We start from the raw sequence: 21270 nt of genomic DNA, 5'->3' as shown, positions 1-21270 counted from the left end.
GGAAAAATTCCGTGGCTTTTTTTATTAACCGCCAGCCAATTTAACTTTCATTCCTTTGGCTTCCAGCAGCGATTTAATCAGGTCGCGTTTATCACCCTGTATCTCAATCACGCCATCCTTCACTGCCCCGCCGCAACCACATTTTTTCTTCAGTTCCGCAGCTAATTTGGTCAGTTCAGCATCGTCCTGATCTATTCCAGTAATCAGGCACACGCCCTTACCTTTGCGGCCACTGGTCTGTCGCTGGATACGGACAATGCCGTCGCCTTTGGGACGCTCTGGGACGGCTTTCGGTTCATCAATACGCCCGGTGTCAGTTGAGTAGACCAGACGAGAATTTGAGTCGTTCATTTACGCACCTCGTTTCAGGGAGGCATTGATCATCTTCAGCGTCTGAGCCGGATCTGCCGACTGTGTGACCGGACGACCAATAACCATATAATCCACGCCAGCTGACTGTGCCTGTTCCGGCGTCATAATGCGACGCTGGTCGCCTGCCTCGCTACCTTCAGGGCGAATACCCGGCGTAACCAGTTTAAATGCCTGGCCAAATGCCTGCTTGAATCGCACTGCTTCCTGCGCGGAGCATACGACGCCATCCAAACCACAATGTTGGGTTAAGCGCGCCAGCCTTTCCGCATGCTCCGCAGGTGACAACGTCACGCCTAGGTCGGCAAGATCGCTGGCTTCCATACTGGTCAGAACTGTTACTGCAATCAGCAGCGGCGCATCCTTGCCAAAAGGCGCCAGGGCTTCACGTGCGGCGGTCATCATACGCGCCCCACCTGAAGCATGAACGTTAACCATCCACACGCCAAGCTCGGCAGCTGCCGCAACGGCATGTGCGGTAGTGTTGGGAATATCATGAAATTTCAAATCAAGAAAAACGTCAAAGCCACGCTGTTGTAAATCGCGAACCAACTGAGGTCCAAAAAGCGTGAACATCTCTTTGCCCACTTTCAAACGGCAATCACGAGGGTCAATTCTGTCGACAAAAGCTAATGCTTTATCACGATTGGAATAATCGAGAGCGACAACGACAGGAGAATCAGTAACAGCACGAGAAGAAGATGAAGCAGTAAACGTCATGACCAGACCTTCCTGAGGATGGGCGCCATCGGCGGCGCAAAATGGGTAAACGGCGTGCATTCTACCTGCGGCAATAGAAAATTAACAGGCGCGATTACATTTCTGCTAGGCGAATTTGGCAACGGTGGCTGAGGATGGATTGGTTACAGTTCATTAGTATGTTGTAACTAAAGTGAAGTTTTTTTAAAAATTACAGCCCATCAAGTCCGCGAATAGGCTTAATGGTTGACCATGAGCGACAGGATGGGCAGTGCCAGTACAGTGTATATGCGGTAAATCCGCACTTCTGGCAACGATACCGAGGCTTGCTGCGCACCTGCTCCCCGACCATATCGCGCAGAACCATCAGGCTCTCTTTCGCGCGCCCTTCTTCTGCTTCGTTAAGATGGTAATCCATCAACTTGTGGAACACGCGCATCGTAGGATGGCGTTGTAGCTGGCGGGTAATATAAACCTGAGCGGTATCAGTCCCCTCACGCGCTTCAAGAATATCGGCCAGCATCAGCTCTGCGGCGGCGCCAGTATTCTCCTCAACGGCCCGACGTAAAAACTCGGCCCACTCATCGTTTTTCCCCAGATGCTGGTAGCAGCTTTGCAGCATTTCCAGCGTTTCGCTGACCAGTTCTTTATCCTGAGAAATCACGCGTTGCAGACTTTCAACGGCCTTCGCGTAATCGCCTTTCACCATGTACACACGGCCCATCATGATGGAAACACGTGCACTGTTTTTGTCTGCCGCAGCCCCTTTTTTCAACAGCGTCATGGCGCGATCCATATCGTCGCTGCCCATCTGCTGTAAGGCCAGTTCGCAGTAGAAGTGAGCTATCTCGATACGTTGTTTATCTTTACCGAGCTTCACCAGGCGTTCTGCAACATCAATCGCTTTCTGCCATTCGCTGGTTGCCTGATAAATTTGCAGCAGTTGCTGTAATGCACCGACGCGAAAATCTGTTTCATCGGTAAGCTGATTAAACATGTCTTCCGCGCGGTCGTACAGACCTGCGGCCATGTAGTCGCGCCCCAGCTGTTGTACGGCCAACAAACGCTGCTCGTAGGTTAGCGAAGCACTTTCCATTAACGTTTGATGGATGCGGATTGCACGGTCGACTTCACCGCGCGAGCGAAACAGGTTTCCGAGGGTGAGATGAGCCTCAACGGTGCCCGTATCCTCTTTTAGCATATCGAGGAACAGATCCACCGCTTTGTCTTGTTGGTTGCTCAGGAGGAAGTTAACCCCGGCGACATAGTCACGGGAAAGACGGTTAGCTTCATCCTGCTTGGTTTGTTGCGCACTTCTGCGACCCATATACCACCCATAGGCAGCGGCTACAGGCAAAAGCAGAAACAACAACTCCAACATAAATAATTATTCCTTCACAACCGACGAATCGGCAGAAACCGCAACGTCGGTCGCAGGCGTAAGCTGGTTTTCCAGTCGTTTGATTTTACGTTCGGCGCGCGCAAGAGACACACGAACCTTCAGCCAGAAAAGGCCGCAAATTAACCAACCAATCGCGAAACCTGCGGCAAACAATACAGCAAGCAGCGTAGAGATACGATACTCACCCTGAGCCAGCAGGTAATTAAACGTAACCTGTTGATCGTTTTGCGCACCTAATGTCACCGAAATAACAAAAATCGCCAACACCAGTAAGAAAATGAGTAAATATTTCACATTACTTCCCGTTATGTGGTTTGAGCGAATAAATCGTGTACAACTTACCGCGTTGAGCCCTTTAAATTACCATTTTCACAACAAGTGCGAAACGGAAAAGCGCTTTCCCCTTTCTGATTTAAGGGCAAAATTCGAAAAATCAATCATGGCTAACTTTCTTGTTCACGCTGAGCGATTTCTTTTTCCTCCTGCACAGGCGGCGTTAATGGTCCGCATACCCGCTGCGCAAGCCATGTCGCCAGTGTTACCAGCAACCATGAAATCAGCGTTGCAACGACCAAATCACGGGGCCAGTGCATGCCTAATAGCAAGCGACTCCCCATAACACCCGTAGCCCAGATAAGTAAAAACACAATCGTCAGCGTACGTCGGCGTGGCCATAACAGTCCTACTGCAAGTAAAGCCCAACTGGCGGCAAACATCGTATGCCCTGACGGAAAGGCAAACCCTGTTTCTTTTTGCCAGTGCTTACGTAGAAACGTCGGAATATCCTGTTGTTCGGCCAATTGCTCTTTAACTAAGTGACCACGATCTTTACGTTTTAAAGTGTAGAACTCATCAACAGGGATATGGTGCGTTTTTTCCAGCCAAACGACAAAGGGCCGAGGTTCCTGCACCCTGTCTTTAACCCAGGACTTCACGCCCTGACCGACTAAAATTGCCGCAGCCAGGATCGCAAACAGCATTACCGCAGCTTTCAGACGAAAACGCAGACACCACAGAAACCATGCACAGAGAACAACGTGAGTGATAATACCCCACGGCTGGGTCACCGTTTCCGTTATCCAGTACAGAGATTTTAGCCACCAAACGTTATGTCCCGGCTGCCAGCTCCAGCCCGATACCCATACGGCAACCGGCATAATAAGTAGCAGCCCGGCCCCGACCGCAGTGCGCTTTGCAATTGACAGCATTGCCTCTCCTTTCGTCGATAAGTCTCACAATCATAACTGAAAAAAGCGCATGCCGGGGAAATTGACAATTTTGTGCCATTCCAAAAGCGAATCCGTTGTCGCGATTAGGTGAACATCGTTGCCTTATGGCAAAATAGTGCAATATAGAACAGAAGCCAACAGGCGACGGCACGACAGTGCCAGCATAATCTGGAGAATTACATGCAGCTTAAACGTGTGGCAGAAGCCAAACTGCCAACCCCCTGGGGTGATTTCCTGATGGTGGGATTTGAAGAACTGGCAACCGGACACGATCACGTCGCACTGGTTTTTGGCGATATCACAGGCCAAACGCCTGTCCTGGCGCGTGTCCACTCCGAATGTCTGACTGGCGATGCATTGTTTAGCCTGCGTTGCGATTGCGGTTTCCAGCTCGAAGCGGCTCTCACCCATATTGCTGAAGAAGGGCGCGGTATCCTGCTTTATCATCGTCAGGAAGGACGCAATATCGGCCTGCTCAATAAAATCCGCGCCTACGCGTTGCAGGACCAGGGTTATGATACCGTTGAAGCTAACCATCAGTTGGGCTTTGCGGCAGATGAGCGTGATTTCACGCTGTGTGCGGATATGTTCAAGCTGCTTGGTGTGGACGAAGTTCGTTTGCTGACCAATAACCCGAAAAAAGTGGAAATTCTGACCGAAGCGGGAATCAACATTGTTGAACGCGTGCCGCTGATTGTGGGTCGTAACCCGAACAATGAACATTACCTGGACACCAAAGCCGCCAAGATGGGACATTTGCTGGGCAAGTAATAGTTGTTACCGTCGATAAAAAAGCCTGCTCTCGCAGGCTTTTTACATTCTAGCTCAACATATTACGAATCACGTAGTGCAGAATGCCATCGTTTTGGTAGTACGTTAGCTCCGTCGCGGTATCGATACGGCAGCGGCATAAAACAACTTCTTTACGTCCATCTGAGCGAACCATACTCACCGGCACTGTTGCACCCGGTTTGATGTTTTGCAGATCCGTAATATCGATCGTTTCCTCACCGGTTAGTCCCAGCGTTTTACGCGTGACGCCCTGTGGGAATTCCAGCGGCAAAATCCCCATACCAATCAGGTTAGAACGGTGAATTCGCTCAAAGGATTCAGCGATAACCACGCGAACCCCCAGCAAGCGCGGGCCTTTTGCCGCCCAGTCGCGACTGGAGCCAGAGCCATACTCTTTCCCGGCAATAACCGCCAGGGGAATATTCTCCTGTTGATATTGCATAGCCGCATCATAGATAGCCACTACCTCAGTTCCCGGCAAATGACGCGTCATCCCACCTTCCACGCCGGGCACCATCTCATTGCGAATACGAATATTGGCAAAGGTACCGCGCATCATTACTTCATGATTCCCGCGCCGCGAACCGTAGGAGTTAAAATCTTTACGCTCTACGCCGTGGCTTTGCAGATAACGCCCCGCCGGGCTGTCCGGCTTAATACTACCTGCAGGAGAAATATGGTCAGTGGTGACGGAATCTCCAAGCATTGCAAGGATACGCGCGCCGTGAATGTCCTGGACCGGATCCGGCGTCGCCTGCATACCATCAAAGAACGGCGACAAGCGGATATAGGTTGAGTCAGACTGCCAGCCATAGGTATCAGCCCGATCTACCTGGATTGCTTTCCATTCCGGCGTGCCTTCAAACACTTCAGCATACTCTTTATGGAACATGGCGGTAGAGACCTGCTCCACGGCACGGGCAATTTCCTGAGCCGTCGGCCAGATATCTTTCAGATATACGGGATCGCCCTTTCTGTCATGCCCTAACGGATCTTTCGTCAGATTGATATTCATATTCCCCGCCAGCGCATAGGCCACCACCAGCGGCGGAGACGCCAACCAGTTGGTCTTCACGAGCGGATGGATACGCCCCTCAAAGTTTCGGTTGCCGGAAAGCACAGCACCAACGGTGAGGTCGCCTTTTTTGATAGCTGTCTCGATAGGATCGGGTAACGGTCCCGAGTTACCGATACAGGTGGTACAGCCATAACCTACAAGGTTAAATCCCAGCTCATCAAGGTATGGCGTGAACCCTGCCTGCGCCAGATAATCAGACACCACCTTCGATCCTGGCGCCAGCGAGGCTTTCACCCACGGCTGACGTTTCAGACCAAGCGTCACAGCTTTTTTCGCCAGCAGCCCCGCCGCCATCAATACGCTTGGGTTAGAGGTGTTGGTACAGGAAGTGATCGCTGCAATAACCACAGCACCATCCGGCAGCTGGTACTGGTGACCGTTCATTGTATAGTCCACTGGCTGGCGATCTTTCAGCGAGCTGTTCACTTCGAGTTCATTACTCGCCGAAAACGCTTTCGGGACATCAGCCAGTGCCACCCGATCCTGCGGACGCTTCGGTCCGGCAAGGCTAGCTTCTACACTGCCCATATCCAGCTCCAGTGAACTGGTAAATACGGGTTCATCCCCAGGATTACGCCACATTCCCTGCGCTTTGGCATAGGCGCTGACCAGCTCAACCTGCTCCTCACTGCGCCCACTCAGACGCATATATTCAAGAGTGATGCTATCTATCGGGAAGAAACCGCAGGTTGCGCCGTATTCCGGTGACATGTTCGCAATGGTTGCCCGATCGGCCAGCGGTAAGGTGTCCAGCCCATCACCATAGAATTCAACGAATTTACCGACCACGCCGTGCTTACGCAGCATCTGGGTGACGGTTAAAACCAGGTCAGTAGCGGTGATGCCTTCCCGCAGTTTGCCCACCAGTTTGAAGCCCACAACATCAGGGATAAGCATAGAGACCGGTTGACCCAGCATTGCTGCTTCAGCTTCAATGCCTCCAACGCCCCATCCCAGCACACCGAGACCATTAATCATTGTCGTATGGGAATCGGTTCCGACCAACGTGTCAGGGTAAGCCACCCACTCACCGTCCTGTAACTCGCTCCAGACGGCTTTGCCGAGGTATTCAAGGTTAACCTGGTGGCAAATCCCCGTTCCTGGTGGTACAACGCTGAAGCGACTAAATGCCTGCTGTCCCCATTTCAGGAACACGTAACGCTCATGGTTACGTTCCATTTCCAGGCGAACGTTTTCTTCGAAAGCATCATCATCACCAAAACGGTCCACAGTTACCGAGTGGTCAATGACAAGGTCCACTGGTGAAAGCGGATTCACTTTTGCCGTATCCCCACCCAGACGTTTCACCGCTTCGCGCATAGCGGCCAGATCGACCACCGCCGGCACGCCGGTAAAATCCTGCATCAGAACACGAGCGGGTCGATAGGCAATTTCACGATCGGCATGGGCAGTCTTCAGCCAATGCGCGAGCGCATGAATATCATCTTCGGTTACGGAATTACCATCCTGCCAACGAAGCAGGTTTTCCAGTAACACTTTCAGCGATTTGGGTAGTCGGGTGATATCACCCAGTGATTTAGCGGCCAGAGGTAAACTGTAGTAGCGGTAGGTTTTATCTTTAACCTGCAATGTGTCCTTACTGGCTTCTCGTAGGGTCGACGACATAGCTCCTCCTTAAATGACAGGGTTGGATCCCCTGATTTCCTCAGGGTTAGTATTAAAGATAACACAAACAAAATGTAACGCTTTGATAACAACTCAAATTGATAAAAGTAGCGCGCGATACAAAAGCGCGAAGTGAGGTCAATGGTAGGGAAGAAGGTCTAGCCGTGTAGATTAATAGGATGAATATTCAGCAGGCAATAGCGCAATCGATAATACGTTGATTAGGTGGCTGATGGTGAATACATGGGATAAACAATTCGATATTTAAGGCCACGAGGTAATCGTTATTATTATAAAATACGTACGAATTATTGTTTCTGTTCATCATCACCGGTTAACAGATCAATAAACGCCCGTTGTTCAGGAGAAAGATTCCAGGATTCGGGTATCTTTGGCTCCTTCTCGGCGACGGTTTTGCTCTCTTGCTCATGGTCATGAGACGCTGGCGTCACGGTAGAGTGCTGCTCCGGTGCGGACATACTTACCCCCACACGTTCCAGGCCACGAGTGCGACAATAATCCAGAATATCGCAGAGCCAAGAAACACGGCGAACCAGGCTTTACGTTTCATCGCGGGATCCCGGCGTGCAGGCTGGTTTCCTGAAGGCATCGCTAACCTCATACTATCGAAATCACTTATCATTTAGGCACCAAACAATTGGTACAATTAATCATCAGATAGGAGGAATCCTAATAAAAAAGGCAAAAAAAAGCCAGTTAATTTTCGGACTCGATCTGATAAATAAATCAATTGTTTGATCAATTATGAATATTTGAGCGTGATTTTTGGCAAGCTGACTAATTTGAAACTACTTTAGAGAACTTTTTCCATAAATAATATATGGTTAATATATAGGAGGAGAAATAATGAATTCAGACTCCCCCGTCGGTATCACTTTATGCTTACAGATACCGACGAGGTAACAACCGTTATTATTTCTCAGGCAATTTAATATCTTTAAACATGGCTTCAATATCATCGTTGGAACGCAGCGCCACCGCCGTGTCCACCACATCACGCGTCAGATGCGGCGCGAAACGTTGAATGAAATCATACATGTAACTACGTAAGAAGGTGCTGCGACGAAAACCAATTTTGGTGGTGCTATGGCTGAAGATATCGTGCGCATCCACACGTACCAGGTCAGGATCGGAAACAGGATCAACCGCCATACTGGCAATTACACCCACGCCGAGACCCAGACGGACATAGGTTTTAATAACATCGGCATCGGTCGCGGTAAAAACAATACGCGGCTCCAGACCCGCACGGTTAAACGCGGTGTCCAGCTCCGAACGCCCGGTAAATCCAAAGGTGTAGGTCACCAGTGGATACTGTGCCAGTTCCTCAATAGAAACCGAAGATTTTCCCGCCAGCGGATGATCCGGCGTGACGACAATCGAACGGTTCCAGTGGTAGCAAGGTAACATCACCAGATCGTCATACAGATGCAGGGCTTCCGTCGCGATGGCAAAATCCGCATTCCCTTTCGAGACGGCTTCGGCAATTTGCGTCGGCGATCCCTGATGCATATGCAATGAAACACGAGGATATCGCTCAATAAAACCTTTAATCACGTTCGGCAAAGCGTAACGTGCCTGGGTGTGCGTGGTGGCAATATACAGCGAGCCTTTATCCGGCCAGGTATGTTCGCCAGCAACGGACTTAATAGCATCTACCTTAGACAGTACTTCGCGCGCAATACGGATAACTTCCTGCCCCGCTGGCGTAACCTGGGTCAGATGCTTACCGCTACGGGCGAAAATCTGGATGCCAAGTTCATCTTCCAGCATACGAACTTGCTTACTGATACCGGGCTGAGAGGTATAAAGCCCTTCCGCCGTTGAGGAGACATTAAGGTTGTGGTTCACCACCTCAACAATGTAGCGAAGCTGCTGTAATTTCATGTTATGCCATCCCGATTCGCGCCATCAAATCATCGTTTCAGTGCAGGCTCGTGGGCGCTGCTAATACGATTTAATAATAAAAAGTCTGTTAACTATAACCACTATATCATTTATATGTACGCTGTATAGGTATGACAAAAAATAATATGCCAGAAACAAAAAGGGCCGCTTACGCGACCCTTTGAGGAGAAATTCAGCCGTAACGCTGTTATTTCTTCCCTTCTACCCATTTACCGTCAACGAAGAACGCGGACCAGCCAGTCGCCTTACCGTCTTTCTCAGCGGCAACGTATTGCTGCTTGGTTTTACGGCTGAAACGAACCATAGACTTGTTACCATCCGGGTCTGTTTGCGGCGCATCTGCCAGATAACGCAGTTTTTCCGGCAGGCGATCGCGGAAGCGGTACAACTCTTCCACCAACGGCGCACGAGTCTCACGTGATTTCGGGAACGTATTGGCCGCCAGGAAGATACCTGCAGCACCATCACGTAACACGAAATACGCGTCAGATTTTTCACACGGCAGTTCCGGCAGCGGAACCGGATCTTCTTTCGGCGGAGCAACTTCACCGTTACGCAGGATCTTACGGGTGTTTTTACACTCGTCGTTAGTACACGCCATGTACTTGCCGAAACGTCCCATTTTCAGGTGCATTTCAGAACCACATTTTTCGCACTCTACGATAGGACCGTCATAACCCTTGATACGGAATTCACCCTCTTCGATCTCGTAGCCGTCGCAGGTTGGGTTATTACCACACACATGCAATTTACGCTTAGGATCGATGAGATAACTGTCCATTGCTGTACCGCACTTCTGGCAGCGGCGTTTGGCGCGCAATGCGTTCGTTTCCGCGTCATCGCCTTCCAGCACGTTCAATACTTCGTTTTCCGGCACCAGGTTAATGGTGGTTTTGCAACGCTCTTTCGGGGAAAGTGCGTAGCCGGAGCAACCAAGGAAAACGCCGGTACTGGCGGTACGAATACCCATCTTGCGTCCGCAGGTCGGGCAATCAATGCTGGTCAGCACCATCTGGTTCGGACGCATACCGCCTTCTTCAGGATCTTTCTCGGCTTTATCTAACTGCTGAGTAAAATCAGTGAAGAAGTTGTCGAGTACGCCCTTCCATTCGGCTTCGTGATTCGCCACCTGGTCGAGGCTGTCTTCCATCTGCGCGGTAAAATCGTAGTTCATCAGCTCGCGGAAGTTTTCTTCCAGACGATCGGTGACGATTTCACCCATTTTTTCAGCGTAGAAGCGACGGTTTTCAACGCGAACATAACCGCGATCCTGAATCGTAGAGATGATCGACGCATAGGTGGATGGACGACCAATGCCACGCTTTTCAAGCTCTTTAACCAGCGAAGCTTCACTGAAGCGTGCAGGCGGCTTGGTGAAGTGCTGCGCAGGTGTCAGCTCGATAAGCGTCAAGGTATCGCCTTTGTCCACCGCCGGTAAGATGCGATCTTCATCGCCCTTACGCAGCGCTGGCATCACTTTGGTCCAACCATCGAAGCGCAGAATACGACCACGCGCTTTCAGACGGAAATCACCCGCACCCACGGTCAGGGTGGTAGAGTCATATTTCGCTGGCGTCATCTGACAAGCTACAAACTGGCGCCAGATCAGCTGATACAGTTTTTGCGCATCGGCTTCCATATCTTTCAGCGACTCCGCCAGTACGGCGACATCGGAAGGACGGATAGCTTCGTGTGCTTCCTGCGAGTTCTCTTTGCTGGCGTACTGGTTCGCGCTCTCCGGCAAATATTTTTTGCCAAAATTATCACTGATGTAATCGCGAACCATGGTGACAGCATCCTGGCTCAGGTTGGTTGAGTCAGTACGCATGTAAGTGATGTAACCCGCTTCATACAAGCGCTGCGCCATCATCATGGTTTTCTTCACACCAAAGCCCAGACGCGTGCTCGCAGCCTGCTGTAGCGTGGAGGTAATGAACGGTGCGCTCGGCTTGCTGCTGGTCGGTTTATCTTCACGTTCCAGGACGCTATAGCGCGCTTTTTCCAACAGGCTAACAGCGGCAAGCGTTTGTTCCCGATTTACAGGACGGAACGGTTTATCATTTTGATGCGTCACCTCAAGCGGCAACGCGTCGCCGCCCGGCGTGGTCGTGTTAGCATCAATTTCCCAGAACTCTTCTGGAACAAATGCTTTGATTTCGCGTTCACGCTCAACCACCAGACGCACAGCCACAGACTGTACGCGACCGGCAGACAGACCACGCGCAATTTTTTTCCACAGCAGTGGCGACACCATATAGCCCACAACACGGTCCATAAAGCGGCGCGCCTGTTGCGCATTAACACGATCGATGTTCAACTCGCCCGGTTTTTCAAACGCCTGGCGAATAGCATTTTTGGTAATTTCGTTAAACACCACGCGGCTGTAGCGGGTGTCGTCGCCACCGATGACTTCCCGCAGGTGCCATGCAATGGCTTCCCCTTCGCGGTCAAGGTCGGTTGCGAGATAGATGTGGTCGGCTTTTTCAGCCAGTTGCTTCAGTTCAGAAACAACTTTCTCTTTACCAGGCAGCACTTCATAGCGCGCATCCCAGTTGTGCCACGGGTCAACACCCATACGGTTGACGAGAGCGCCACGTTCATCCTTTTTGGGCTTTTTAGCCGTTTTGGTGGAGGTTGAGTCGGCGCTCTTTTTAGTTGCTGAGCCACTGGTCGGCAAATCACGGATATGACCGACGCTGGATTTCACCACGTAGTCATTACCCAGATACTTGTTGATCGTTTTGGCTTTTGCCGGGGACTCAACGATGACAAGAGCTTTACCCATATTCACCTTTACCTAATTTGATTCTTCCAGAATGCGTCGCACGTTGATTCACCTTCCACTGGCGACGAGACATCGATATGGTCTCTGCGTCGGCGGATATCAACCCCTTAAACTGTTTCGCGTTTGTAATGTAACTCTCATGTAACTGAGTTAACAGGCTTTTTTTCTCACAAACGCTCTAGCACGACGAAGTATTGGTCGAATGTCAAGCAAATCTGTTGCCAGATTGACGAAAGCGTCACACTGTACCTGATAAAATGCGTTACGCAACTTTATTAGCATGCAAAAACAAATCTCGCCAGTTGTAACACTGTCGTAAAACCTTCATTTATGTCAGGGAATATTTGCCCATAAGGCGGGCTCAGCGTAGACTAATGTCCTTGTTTAAGGAGTAAATCATGCATAAAGACACTCAACCCATCGATCGCGAAACACTGCTGATTGAAGCCAACAAAATCATTCGTGAGCATGAGGACACGCTGGCGGGGATTGTCGCCACCGGCGTTACGCAGCGAAACGGCGTGCTGGTTTTCAGCGGAGATTACTTTTTAGACGAGCAAGGGCTACCAACGCCCAAAAGTACGGCTGTGTTTAATATGTTTAAACACCTGGCGCACGTACTTTCTGAAAAGTATCACTTGATCGATTAACTCGAGAAATAATTTGCCGGATGGCGGCAACGCCTTATCCAGCCTACATTGATGCCTATTTGTAGGCCGGATAGGATATGTGAGCATCGCTATCCGGCAATGACAATTTTACATCAGTGGCTTCTGCCCCGCTGCCACCAGCGCATCAGCAAACGATCGGCGCTCTCCGCCGCACTACCGGTAAAACGATCCATCAGCTTTTTACGCTGCAGATAGCGAACGTTCAACACTTCACGACCTTCCATCAGCCCGAGGATCACCTCATCGCTGGTGTTGATCTCATCCACCAGCCCATTTGCCAGCGCCTGTTGACCAAACCAGTGTTCACCCGTGGCAACCTGCTCAATGTCCAGAGTCGGGCGCATACGATGGACAAAATCTTTAAACAAATGATGTGTTTCGTTCAGATCTTCACGGAATTTCTGCCGCCCTTCTTCCGTGTTCTCGCCAAGCAGCGTCAACGTACGCTTGTACTGTCCGGCGGTGTGCAGTTCGATATCAATATTTTTCCCTTTCAGGAAGCGGTTAAAGTTCGGGATCTGCGCCACCACGCCAATTGAGCCGACGATAGCAAACGGCGCCGAAACAATTTTATCTGCCACGCAGGCCATCATATATCCGCCGCTCGCAGCGACTTTATCTACCGTGACGGTCAGTGGGATCTGCTTATCGCGCAGGCGTTGTAACTGGGACGCAGCCAGGCCATAACCATGTACCACACCGCCCGGGCTTTCCAGACGAACCACCACCTGATCCTGAGGTTTAACAACCGCCAGCACCGCCGTCACCTCTTCGCGTAATGCGCTGACCTCATGGGCATCCATACTGCCTTTAAAATCAAGCACCCATACACGAGGTTTATCTGATGACGTACTGTCACCCAGTTTTGCTTTTGCCTTGGCGGCCTTCGCCTCCAGCTTCTGTTTCTTTTTCTGCGCTTTATGCCAGAATTTTTGCTGATGCCCATCCAATAAGGCCAGCGACAGGTCTTCCTTCATCTCTTTATATTGATCGCTGAGGTTAATAACCCGCAATTCCCCACTCTGACGTTTGCGTTGTGTCGCGTTTACGATCAGCATCACCACCACTGCAATAGCCACCACGACAGTGACAATTTTTGCCAAAAACAACCCATATTCAGACAACAATTCCACGAGACCCACCTTGGTTAAACAACGCGACTTCCGCTCAGTGTACAACAGGCGTGTCACCTCGTCTTGCTTCATACATCCAGTGCTGAATCAGTAAAAAGCATGACAAAGCGTTCATTTTGCGGTGTTATTGCCTTTGGCTGATTGAAAAAGAACAGGGTTTAAGGCATAAAGCCCAAAAGTTATTGCGAACGAGATGGCCAGGGCGTCGCCGAGGAGTAGCCGTGCATTACCAACCTAAACAAGACCTTTTACAGGGCCGCATTATTCTTGTCACCGGTGCCAGCGATGGTATCGGACGCGAAGCCGCGCAGACCTATGCACGCTATGGCGCGACCGTTATCCTGCTTGGGCGTAACGAAGAAAAACTGCGTCAGGTTGCCCGCACTATCGCCGATGAAAACGGAACACAACCACAGTGGTTTACACTGGATTTACTGACCTGTACCTCTGAAGAATGTCACCAGCTTGCGCAACGCATTGCCGCACATTTCCCGCGTCTGGATGGCGTACTGCATAACGCCGGATTACTCGGCGATATTTGCCCAATGAGTGAACAAAACCCGCTGGTCTGGCAGGATGTGATGCAGGTAAATGTGAATGCCACTTTTATGCTGACTCAGGCATTGCTGCCGTTGTTACTCAAATCCGATGCCGGATCGCTGGTCTTTACCTCTTCCAGCGTCGGCCGCCAGGGACGCGCCAATTGGGGGGCGTATGCCACCTCAAAATTTGCTACCGAAGGGATGATGCAGGTTCTGGCTGATGAGTATCAAAACCGTCATCTTCGCGTAAACTGTATCAATCCTGGTGGAACACGAACAGGTATGCGAGCCAGTGCATTCCCCACGGAAGATCCACAAAAATTGAAAACTCCCGCCGATATTATGCCGCTCTACCTGTGGCTGATGGGCGATGACAGCCGCCGTAAAACCGGTATGACTTTTGACGCCCAGCCGGGCCGTAAACCAGGAATTGCCCAATGAGTGAAGAACGCTATCAGCAACGTCAACAGCGCGTAAAAGATCGGGTTGACGCACGCGTTGCCGCCGCTACGGACGAGCGCGGGATCATCATCGTATTCACCGGAAATGGTAAGGGTAAAACTACCGCCGCATTCGGTACCGCCACGCGCGCGGTGGGCCACGGTAAAAAAGTCGGCGTCGTACAATTTATTAAAGGTACGTGGCCAAACGGAGAACGTAACTTACTTGAACCCCACGGAGTAGAGTTTCAGGTTATGGCGACAGGATTTACCTGGGAAACGCAAAACCGTGAGTCCGACACCGCGGCCTGTATGGCCGTGTGGGAACATGGTAAGCGGATGCTGGCCGACGATGAACTGGATATGGTGGTGCTGGACGAGCTGACCTATATGGTGGCATACGACTATCTGCCGCTTGAAGAGGTCATCACTGCCCTAAACGCGCGCCCTGCCCATCAAACGGTGATTATCACCGGCCGTGGATGTCATCGCGATATTCTGGAGTTAGCGGATACGGTCAGCGAGTTGCGCCCGGTCAAGCATGCGTTTGAAGCGGGCGTGAAGGCCCAGATAGGGATTGATTACTGACAGTAGGCCGGATAAGGCGCTTGCGCCGCATCCGGCTCCACGCTAACGCCTGATGGCGCTTTGCTTATCAGGCCTGGTCATAATTAACCGTTGTTGCTACGACCACCCGGACGACGGCTGCTACCGACCTGTGAGTGGCGCTTCACCGCACGACGGATCTGATTTGCCTTCATGCGACGACGATCTTTCTCGACGGCAACTTTAGAGGTCGTTTCCGGCTTCAGCTCCACCAGTTCACGCAGATAGTTGGTCTGCGCGAGGTCAAGCTCGGTCCAGCCACCACGCGGCAGGCCTTTCGGCAGCGGGATATCACCGTAACGAACACGAATAAGACGGCTTACCTGTACACCTACAGCTTCCCACAGGCGACGGACTTCACGGTTACGCCCTTCGGTCAGCGTGACGTTATACCACTGGTTGATCCCTTCACCACCGCTGAATTTGATCGTTTTAAATGCCGCCGGACCATCTTCCAGCTGTACGCCACGACTCAGATCGCGCAGTTTGGCATCATCAACCTGACCAAACACACGTACCGCATATTCACGTTCAACTTCACGGCTTGGGTGCATCAGACGGTTAGCCAGTTCACCATCGGTGGTAAACAGCAGTAAACCGCAGGTATTCACGTCCAGACGCCCTACGGCAATCCAGCGCGCATCACGCAGTTTTGGCAAACGATCGAACACGGTCGGACGACCTTCCGGGTCGTTACGGGTACACAGTTCACCTTCTGGCTTGTAATAGGCCAGAACGCGGCAGATTTGCTCCGCAGACTCTTTAACCGAAATCAGATGACCGTCGATACGGATTTTCAGACCCGGAGTGACTTCAACGCGATCGCCGAGCGTGGCAATTTTGCCATCAACGCTCACGCGACCCGCGGCAATAATAGATTCGATTTCACGGCGAGAACCGTGGCCAGCGCGCGCCAGCACTTTTTGTAACTTTTCGCTCATAGAGCTTCCTTTAGATGTCGCCTTCACAGGCGTCGAACAGGAGAATCAACGGCGCCAGTCAGCGCCATTTTAAGGCCGCGTAGTATAGCGGTTCGCGCCCTTATAAGAAAGGTTTAACGTCGCCGACGCCTTCACGCAACACCACCGGAGAATCGTCGGTTAAATCGATGACCGTGGTCGGCTGCTGGCCGAGATAGCCACCGTGGATAATCAAATCCACCAGTTTTTCCAGACGGTCTTTAATCTCTTCTGGGTCTGACTCAGTAAATTCACTGCCCGGCAGCATCAGCGATGTAGATAGCATCGGCTCGCCCAGTGCTTCCAGCAGCGCCAGCGCAATCGGATTCGATGGCACACGCAGGCCGATGGTCTTACGTTTTTCCTGCAACAAACGGCGCGGAACTTCTTTCGTCCCTTTCAGGATGAAGGTGTAGTTACCCGGCGTGTTGTTTTTAATTAAACGGAATGCCACGTTGTCGACAAACGAATAGGTCGACAGTTCGGACAGGTCACGACACATCAGCGTAAAGTTGTGTCCGTCCGGCAGGTGACGGATGCGGCAAATGCGCTCCATGGCGCCTTTATCTTCAATTTTGCAGCCCAACGCATAACCGGAATCGGTTGGATAGACGATCACCCCACCTTTACGCACGATTTCAACAGCCTGATTGATCAGTCGCTGCTGCGGGTTTTCGGGATGAATATAAAAAAACTGACTCATACTTTCCTCTCTGTGATCTCGGGCTGCTCCCAAAGTTGCCAGACGCCTTCTACGCCTGCGGGCAACCAAAGTTTACGGCCCAACTCAATCCATGGGCAGGGTAGATGAAAATCAGACCCTTGCGATGCCCACAGTTGATGCGAACGCGCAAGCGTCGCCAGATGGGTGCGTTCATTGGGAGACTGCTGGCACTGTGCTACTTCCATCGCGTCGCCGCGGTGTTCAGCAAAATGCGCAACCAGTCTTTTCAGCCACTTAGCGCTAAGATCGTACCGCCCAGGATGAGCCAGAACAGCCTTACCGCCAGAATGATGAATGACATCAATAGCTTGTTCTATTGTACACCACTGTGGCGGAACGTAACCGGTTTTCCCACGGGCAAGATATTTTTTAAAGACATCCGCCATGGTTGTGGCTTTTCCACATTCCATCAGGAAACGCGCAAAATGGCCCCGCGTAACCGCCCCGCCATCGGCCAGGCGTAACGCCCCTTCCCAAGCGCCGGGGATATGCGCTTTGTCGAGTCGTTCGGCAATCAGGCGTGCACGCTGCTGACGACGTTCCGTTTGTTGCGCCAGAAACTCACACATCATGGGATGGGCGATATCAATGTTCAGACCCACTATATGGATCTCATGGTTTTCCCAGACCGTTGATATCTCGACGCCAGGGATCAAATTTAAGGCTAAACCTGAACGTGAAATTTCTTCTCTTGCCGCCGCAATGCCGGCCGTGGTGTCATGATCGGTGATCGCCAGTGTACCGACTCGCATCTCTACCGCACGGTGTACTAAGGCTTCTGGCGTTAACCGCCCATCGGAGGCTGTAGTATGACTGTGCAGGTCATAAATCACTGCGTAATTCGTGTCGCTCAAGGCGGCTCCCGTTTCAATAAATGTCGTATCACGCCCATCATAGCGGTTTCGACAAATATACTGAAATCAGGTGTTGACTTTATTCCACCGAACTAGTTAACTAGTACGAAAGTTCACATGAAGAAGGTATCTGAGATGAAAGCAACATTTGTTCTGCACGGTTGGTGGCGCACTTCCTGATTTCGGGCAGTGTCTTACGTCTGCAATATGCAACCAGATACCCGGCCCGCCAAATGAGCGGGCTTTTTTTTGAACAAAATTAATGAGAATAACGATGCAAACTCAAAAACCGACACTCGAACTGCTTGCCTGCGATGCCGCCTACCGTGAGAATCCGACGGCGCTGTTTCATCAAGTGTGTGGCGCACGTCCAGCAACACTGCTGCTGGAATCTGCAGATATCGACAGCAAAGACGATCTGAAGAGCCTGCTGCTGGTCGACAGCGCATTACGCATTACCGCTCTCGGTGACACTGTCACTATTCAGGCATTGTCCGCAAACGGCGCATCGCTGCTGTCGCTGCTGGATGTTGCCCTGCCCGCTGGCGTTGAGAACGAACAACAGCCGAATGGTCGCCATCTGCGATTCCCTGCCGTCAGCCCACTGCTCGATGAAGACGCCCGCTTATGCTCCCTGTCCGTATTTGATGCATTCCGTTTATTGCAGGAGCTGGTGAATGTTCCTGTGCAAGAACGTGAAGCGATGTTCTTCGGCGGTCTTTTTTCCTACGACCTGGTTGCCGGTTTTGAAGATTTACCTCAGCTTGAAGCGGGCAACCGTTGCCCTGACTACTGCTTCTATCTGGCAGAAACGCTGATGGTTATTGACCACCAGAAAAAAAGCACCCGTATTCAGGCCAGTATTTTTACCCCCAATGATGCGGAAAAACAGCGTCTTAACGCTCGTCTGGCGCAATTGAGCCAGCAGCTTACCGAGCCTGCGCCGCCGTTGCCGGTCACTGAAGTCCCGCAGATGCGCTGCGAGTGCAATCAGAGCGATGAAGAGTTTGGCGCCGTAGTTCGTGGCATGCAAAAAGCGATTCGCGCGGGTGAAATTTTCCAGGTGGTGCCATCCCGCCGTTTCTCGCTGCCCTGCCCATCTCCGCTGGCGGCCTACTATGTGCTGAAGAAAAGTAACCCCAGCCCATACATGTTTTTCATGCAAGACAACGAGTTCACGCTGTTTGGCGCCTCCCCGGAAAGCTCGCTGAAATACGATGCCACCAGCCGCCAGATTGAGATCTACCCGATTGCTGGTACTCGCCCGCGCGGTCGTCGTGCGGACGGTTCGCTTGATCGCGATCTCGACAGCCGTATCGAGCTGGAGATGCGTACCGACCATAAAGAGCTTTCTGAGCACCTGATGCTGGTTGACCTTGCGCGTAACGACCTGGCGCGCATCTGTACGCCTGGCAGCCGCTATGTTGCTGACCTCACCAAAGTCGATCGTTACTCCTTCGTTATGCACCTGGTTTCGCGCGTGGTCGGCGAATTGCGTAGCGATCTGGATGTGCTGCACGCTTACCGCGCCTGTATGAATATGGGCACGTTAAGCGGAGCGCCAAAAGTTCGCGCCATGCAGCTTATCGCCGAGGCCGAGGGTCGTCGCCGTGGCAGCTACGGCGGTGCGGTAGGTTACTTCACGGCGCATGGCGATCTGGATACCTGTATTGTCATTCGCTCCGCCCTCGTGGAAGACGGTATTGCCACCGTACAAGCCGGTGCTGGGATTGTTCTGGATTCTGTACCGCAGTCTGAAGCCGATGAAACCCGTAATAAAGCGCGCGCGGTTCTGCGTGCTATCGCTACCGCGCACCACGCACAGGAGACCTTCTAATGGCTGACATTCTGCTGCTTGATAACATCGATTCTTTTACCTATAACCTGGCGGATCAGCTGCGTACTAATGGTCACAATGTGGTGATTTACCGCAACCATATTCCGGCCCAGACGTTGATTGACCGCTTAGCAACCATGAAAAATCCGGTGCTGATGCTTTCTCCAGGACCAGGCGCGCCAAGCGAGGCAGGTTGCATGCCGGAGCTGTTAACCCGTTTGCGCGGCAAGCTGCCAATCATCGGTATTTGTCTGGGACACCAGGCCATTGTTGAAGCCTATGGTGGATATGTGGGTCAGGCCGGAGAGATCCTTCACGGCAAAGCGTCCAGCATTGAACACGACGGTCAGGCGATGTTTGCCGGTCTGGCGAATCCGCTGCCGGTGGCACGCTATCATTCACTGGTTGGCAGCAACGTACCTGCTGGGTTGACCATTAACGCCCACTTTAACGGCATGGTGATGGCGGTACGTCACGATACCGATCGCGTCTGCGGCTTCCAGTTCCATCCGGAATCAATTCTGACCACCCAGGGCGCGCGTTTGCTGGAACAAACGCTGGCCTGGGCGCAACAGAAGCTTGAACAAACCAATACGCTGCAACCCATTCTGGAGAAACTGTATCAGGCCCAGACGCTGTCCCAGCAGGAAAGTCACCAGCTGTTTTCCGCAGTCGTTCGCGGTGAACTGAAGCCGGAACAACTGGCTGCGGCGCTGGTGAGCATGAAAATTCGTGGCGAACACCCGAATGAAATTGCCGGTGCGGCAACCGCGCTGCTGGAAAACGCCGCCCCGTTCCCGCGCCCTGATTATCTGTTCGCCGATATTGTCGGTACCGGCGGCGACGGCAGCAACAGCATCAATATTTCTACCGCCAGCGCCTTTGTTGCGGCGGCTTGCGGACTGAAAGTTGCCAAACACGGCAACCGCAGCGTCTCCAGCAAGTCTGGCTCTTCGGATCTGTTAGCGGCATTTGGCATCAATCTGGATATGAACGCTGATAAATCCCGTCAGGCGCTAGACGACCTCGGGGTGTGTTTCCTGTTTGCGCCGAAATATCACACCGGTTTTCGCCATGCCATGCCGGTACGTCAGCAGTTGAAAACCCGCACGCTGTTTAACGTGCTCGGCCCGTTGATTAACCCGGCGCATCCGCCGCTGGCGCTGATCGGTGTTTACAGCCCGGAACTGGTGCTACCGATTGCTGAAACGCTGCGCGTGCTGGGATATCAACGAGCAGCCGTGGTGCACAGTGGTGGCATGGACGAAGTTTCGCTGCATGCGCCGACCATTGTGGCAGAGCTGCACGATGGGGAAATCAAGAGTTATCAACTGACGGCAGAAGACTTTGGTTTGACGCCTTACCACCAGGAACAGCTGGCTGGCGGCACGCCGGAAGAAAACCGTGACATTCTTAGTCGCTTGTTACAAGGTAAAGGTGAAGCCGCTCATGAAGCTGCTGTTGCCGCGAATGTCGCCATGTTAATGCGCCTGCACGGTGAAGAAGATTTAAAAGCCAATGCGCAAACCGTGATTAATGTACTGCGTAGCGGTGCGGCCTATGACCGCGTCACTGCACTGGCAGCAAGAGGGTAA

The 21270-nt window shown here is 51.9% G+C and carries 20 protein-coding genes, 1 pseudogene and 1 other annotated feature; of the genes and pseudogenes, 7 read left to right on the top strand and 14 right to left on the bottom strand.

All coding sequences use genetic code 11. The annotated features are described in order from the left end of the window. Positions 1–24: 24 nt before the first annotated feature. From yciH to pgpB, 5 genes are all read right to left on the bottom strand, one after another. Entirely contained in the window at positions 25–351 is a 327-nt protein-coding gene (gene yciH / locus OGY17_RS10855; protein WP_003833315.1) for a stress response translation initiation inhibitor YciH, read from the bottom strand. Further along, the gene (gene pyrF, locus OGY17_RS10850) at positions 352–1089 is read right to left on the bottom strand and encodes an orotidine-5'-phosphate decarboxylase (RefSeq protein ID WP_020996371.1); all 738 of its coding nucleotides are present in this window, start codon (positions 1087–1089) and stop codon (positions 352–354) included. A gap of 190 nt (positions 1090–1279) precedes the next feature. After that, positions 1280–2449 carry a lipopolysaccharide assembly protein LapB gene (lapB, locus tag OGY17_RS10845; RefSeq protein ID WP_008784929.1) on the bottom strand — a complete coding sequence of 390 codons (1170 nt, stop codon included), beginning with the start codon at positions 2447–2449 and terminating at the stop codon, positions 1280–1282. Positions 2450–2455: 6 nt separating this feature from the next. Continuing rightward, complete coding sequence (locus tag OGY17_RS10840; protein WP_003020595.1) at positions 2456–2764, bottom strand: LapA family protein; 309 nt, start codon at positions 2762–2764, stop codon at positions 2456–2458. A gap of 149 nt (positions 2765–2913) precedes the next feature. Further along, complete coding sequence (gene pgpB / locus OGY17_RS10835; RefSeq protein ID WP_003833318.1) at positions 2914–3678, bottom strand: phosphatidylglycerophosphatase B; 765 nt, start codon at positions 3676–3678, stop codon at positions 2914–2916. Positions 3679–3879: 201 nt separating this feature from the next. Between pgpB and ribA the strand changes: the two genes are divergently transcribed. Then, complete coding sequence (gene ribA / locus OGY17_RS10830; protein WP_003020601.1) at positions 3880–4470, top strand: GTP cyclohydrolase II; 591 nt, start codon at positions 3880–3882, stop codon at positions 4468–4470. A 49-nt stretch (positions 4471–4519) separates the two neighbouring features. Here the strand turns inward: ribA and acnA are convergent, their stop codons facing one another. From acnA to topA, 5 genes are all read right to left on the bottom strand, one after another. Then, positions 4520–7195 carry an aconitate hydratase AcnA gene (gene acnA, locus OGY17_RS10825; RefSeq protein ID WP_150388548.1) on the bottom strand — a complete coding sequence of 892 codons (2676 nt, stop codon included), beginning with the start codon at positions 7193–7195 and terminating at the stop codon, positions 4520–4522. Between the two features lie 308 nt (positions 7196–7503). Further along, positions 7504–7674 (bottom strand): YciX family protein, encoded by a 171-nt coding sequence (locus OGY17_RS10820; protein WP_165755481.1) that lies wholly within the window; start codon positions 7672–7674, stop codon positions 7504–7506. Between the two features lie 2 nt (positions 7675–7676). Further along, positions 7677–7817, bottom strand: a complete 141-nt coding sequence (locus tag OGY17_RS10815) for a YmiA family putative membrane protein (RefSeq protein ID WP_213732144.1) — start codon at positions 7815–7817, stop codon at positions 7677–7679. 311 nt (positions 7818–8128) lie between these two features. After that, positions 8129–9103: an HTH-type transcriptional regulator CysB gene (gene cysB, locus OGY17_RS10810; RefSeq protein WP_003020610.1), complete on the bottom strand. Its 975-nt coding sequence runs from the start codon at positions 9101–9103 to the stop codon at positions 8129–8131. Positions 9104–9311: 208 nt separating this feature from the next. Then, positions 9312–11909, bottom strand: a complete 2598-nt coding sequence (gene topA, locus OGY17_RS10805) for a type I DNA topoisomerase (RefSeq protein WP_003833325.1) — start codon at positions 11907–11909, stop codon at positions 9312–9314. 398 nt (positions 11910–12307) lie between these two features. Between topA and OGY17_RS10800 the strand changes: the two genes are divergently transcribed. Then, entirely contained in the window at positions 12308–12559 is a 252-nt protein-coding gene (locus tag OGY17_RS10800; RefSeq protein WP_003020616.1) for a YciN family protein, read from the top strand. A gap of 108 nt (positions 12560–12667) precedes the next feature. On the opposite strand, the pseudogene sohB reads toward OGY17_RS10800, so the two are convergent. Next, positions 12668–13713, bottom strand: a pseudogene (sohB, locus tag OGY17_RS10795) (protease SohB). Between the two features lie 221 nt (positions 13714–13934). Between sohB and OGY17_RS10790 the strand changes: the two are divergent. After that, positions 13935–14696, top strand: a complete 762-nt coding sequence (locus OGY17_RS10790) for a YciK family oxidoreductase (protein WP_048216262.1) — start codon at positions 13935–13937, stop codon at positions 14694–14696. Beyond that, on the top strand, positions 14693–15283 hold the full coding sequence (cobO, locus tag OGY17_RS10785; RefSeq protein WP_003833333.1) for a cob(I)yrinic acid a,c-diamide adenosyltransferase: 591 nt from the start codon (positions 14693–14695) through the stop codon (positions 15281–15283). The genes OGY17_RS10790 and cobO overlap by 4 nt, the downstream gene beginning before the upstream one ends. Positions 15284–15366: 83 nt before the next feature. Here cobO and rluB read toward each other — a convergent pair whose 3' ends face one another. The 3 genes from rluB to rnm form a co-directional block, all read right to left on the bottom strand. Next, positions 15367–16242, bottom strand: a complete 876-nt coding sequence (gene rluB / locus OGY17_RS10780; RefSeq protein ID WP_003020625.1) for a 23S rRNA pseudouridine(2605) synthase RluB — start codon at positions 16240–16242, stop codon at positions 15367–15369. A gap of 100 nt (positions 16243–16342) precedes the next feature. Then, positions 16343–16963, bottom strand: a complete 621-nt coding sequence (locus OGY17_RS10775; RefSeq protein WP_003833336.1) for an L-threonylcarbamoyladenylate synthase — start codon at positions 16961–16963, stop codon at positions 16343–16345. Then, positions 16960–17838, bottom strand: coding sequence for an RNase RNM (rnm, locus tag OGY17_RS10770; RefSeq protein WP_008784938.1), 879 nt, complete (start codon positions 17836–17838; stop codon positions 16960–16962). The genes OGY17_RS10775 and rnm overlap by 4 nt, the downstream gene beginning before the upstream one ends. 135 nt (positions 17839–17973) lie before the next feature. Between rnm and trpL the strand changes: the two genes are divergently transcribed. The 3 genes from trpL (at position 17974) to trpD (ending at position 21270) form a co-directional block, all read left to right on the top strand. Further along, on the top strand, positions 17974–18018 hold the full coding sequence (gene trpL / locus OGY17_RS10765; RefSeq protein WP_012905981.1) for a trp operon leader peptide: 45 nt from the start codon (positions 17974–17976) through the stop codon (positions 18016–18018). Next, positions 17995–18089, top strand: a sequence feature (Trp leader region). It overlaps the preceding gene by 24 nt. 23 nt (positions 18090–18112) lie before the next feature. Continuing rightward, positions 18113–19675 carry an anthranilate synthase component 1 gene (locus tag OGY17_RS10760; RefSeq protein ID WP_234610715.1) on the top strand — a complete coding sequence of 521 codons (1563 nt, stop codon included), beginning with the start codon at positions 18113–18115 and terminating at the stop codon, positions 19673–19675. Continuing rightward, positions 19675–21270, top strand: a complete 1596-nt coding sequence (gene trpD, locus OGY17_RS10755) for a bifunctional anthranilate synthase glutamate amidotransferase component TrpG/anthranilate phosphoribosyltransferase TrpD (protein WP_003020639.1) — start codon at positions 19675–19677, stop codon at positions 21268–21270. The genes OGY17_RS10760 and trpD overlap by 1 nt, the downstream gene beginning before the upstream one ends.

Origin of the sequence: Citrobacter sp. Cpo126, assembly GCF_030332445.1 — a bacterium.
In the GTDB taxonomy this organism is placed as follows: Bacteria; Pseudomonadota; Gammaproteobacteria; order Enterobacterales; family Enterobacteriaceae; genus Citrobacter; species Citrobacter portucalensis.
Note: the sequence above shows the minus strand (reverse complement) of the source record. Positions and strands in the feature narration are given on the sequence as shown.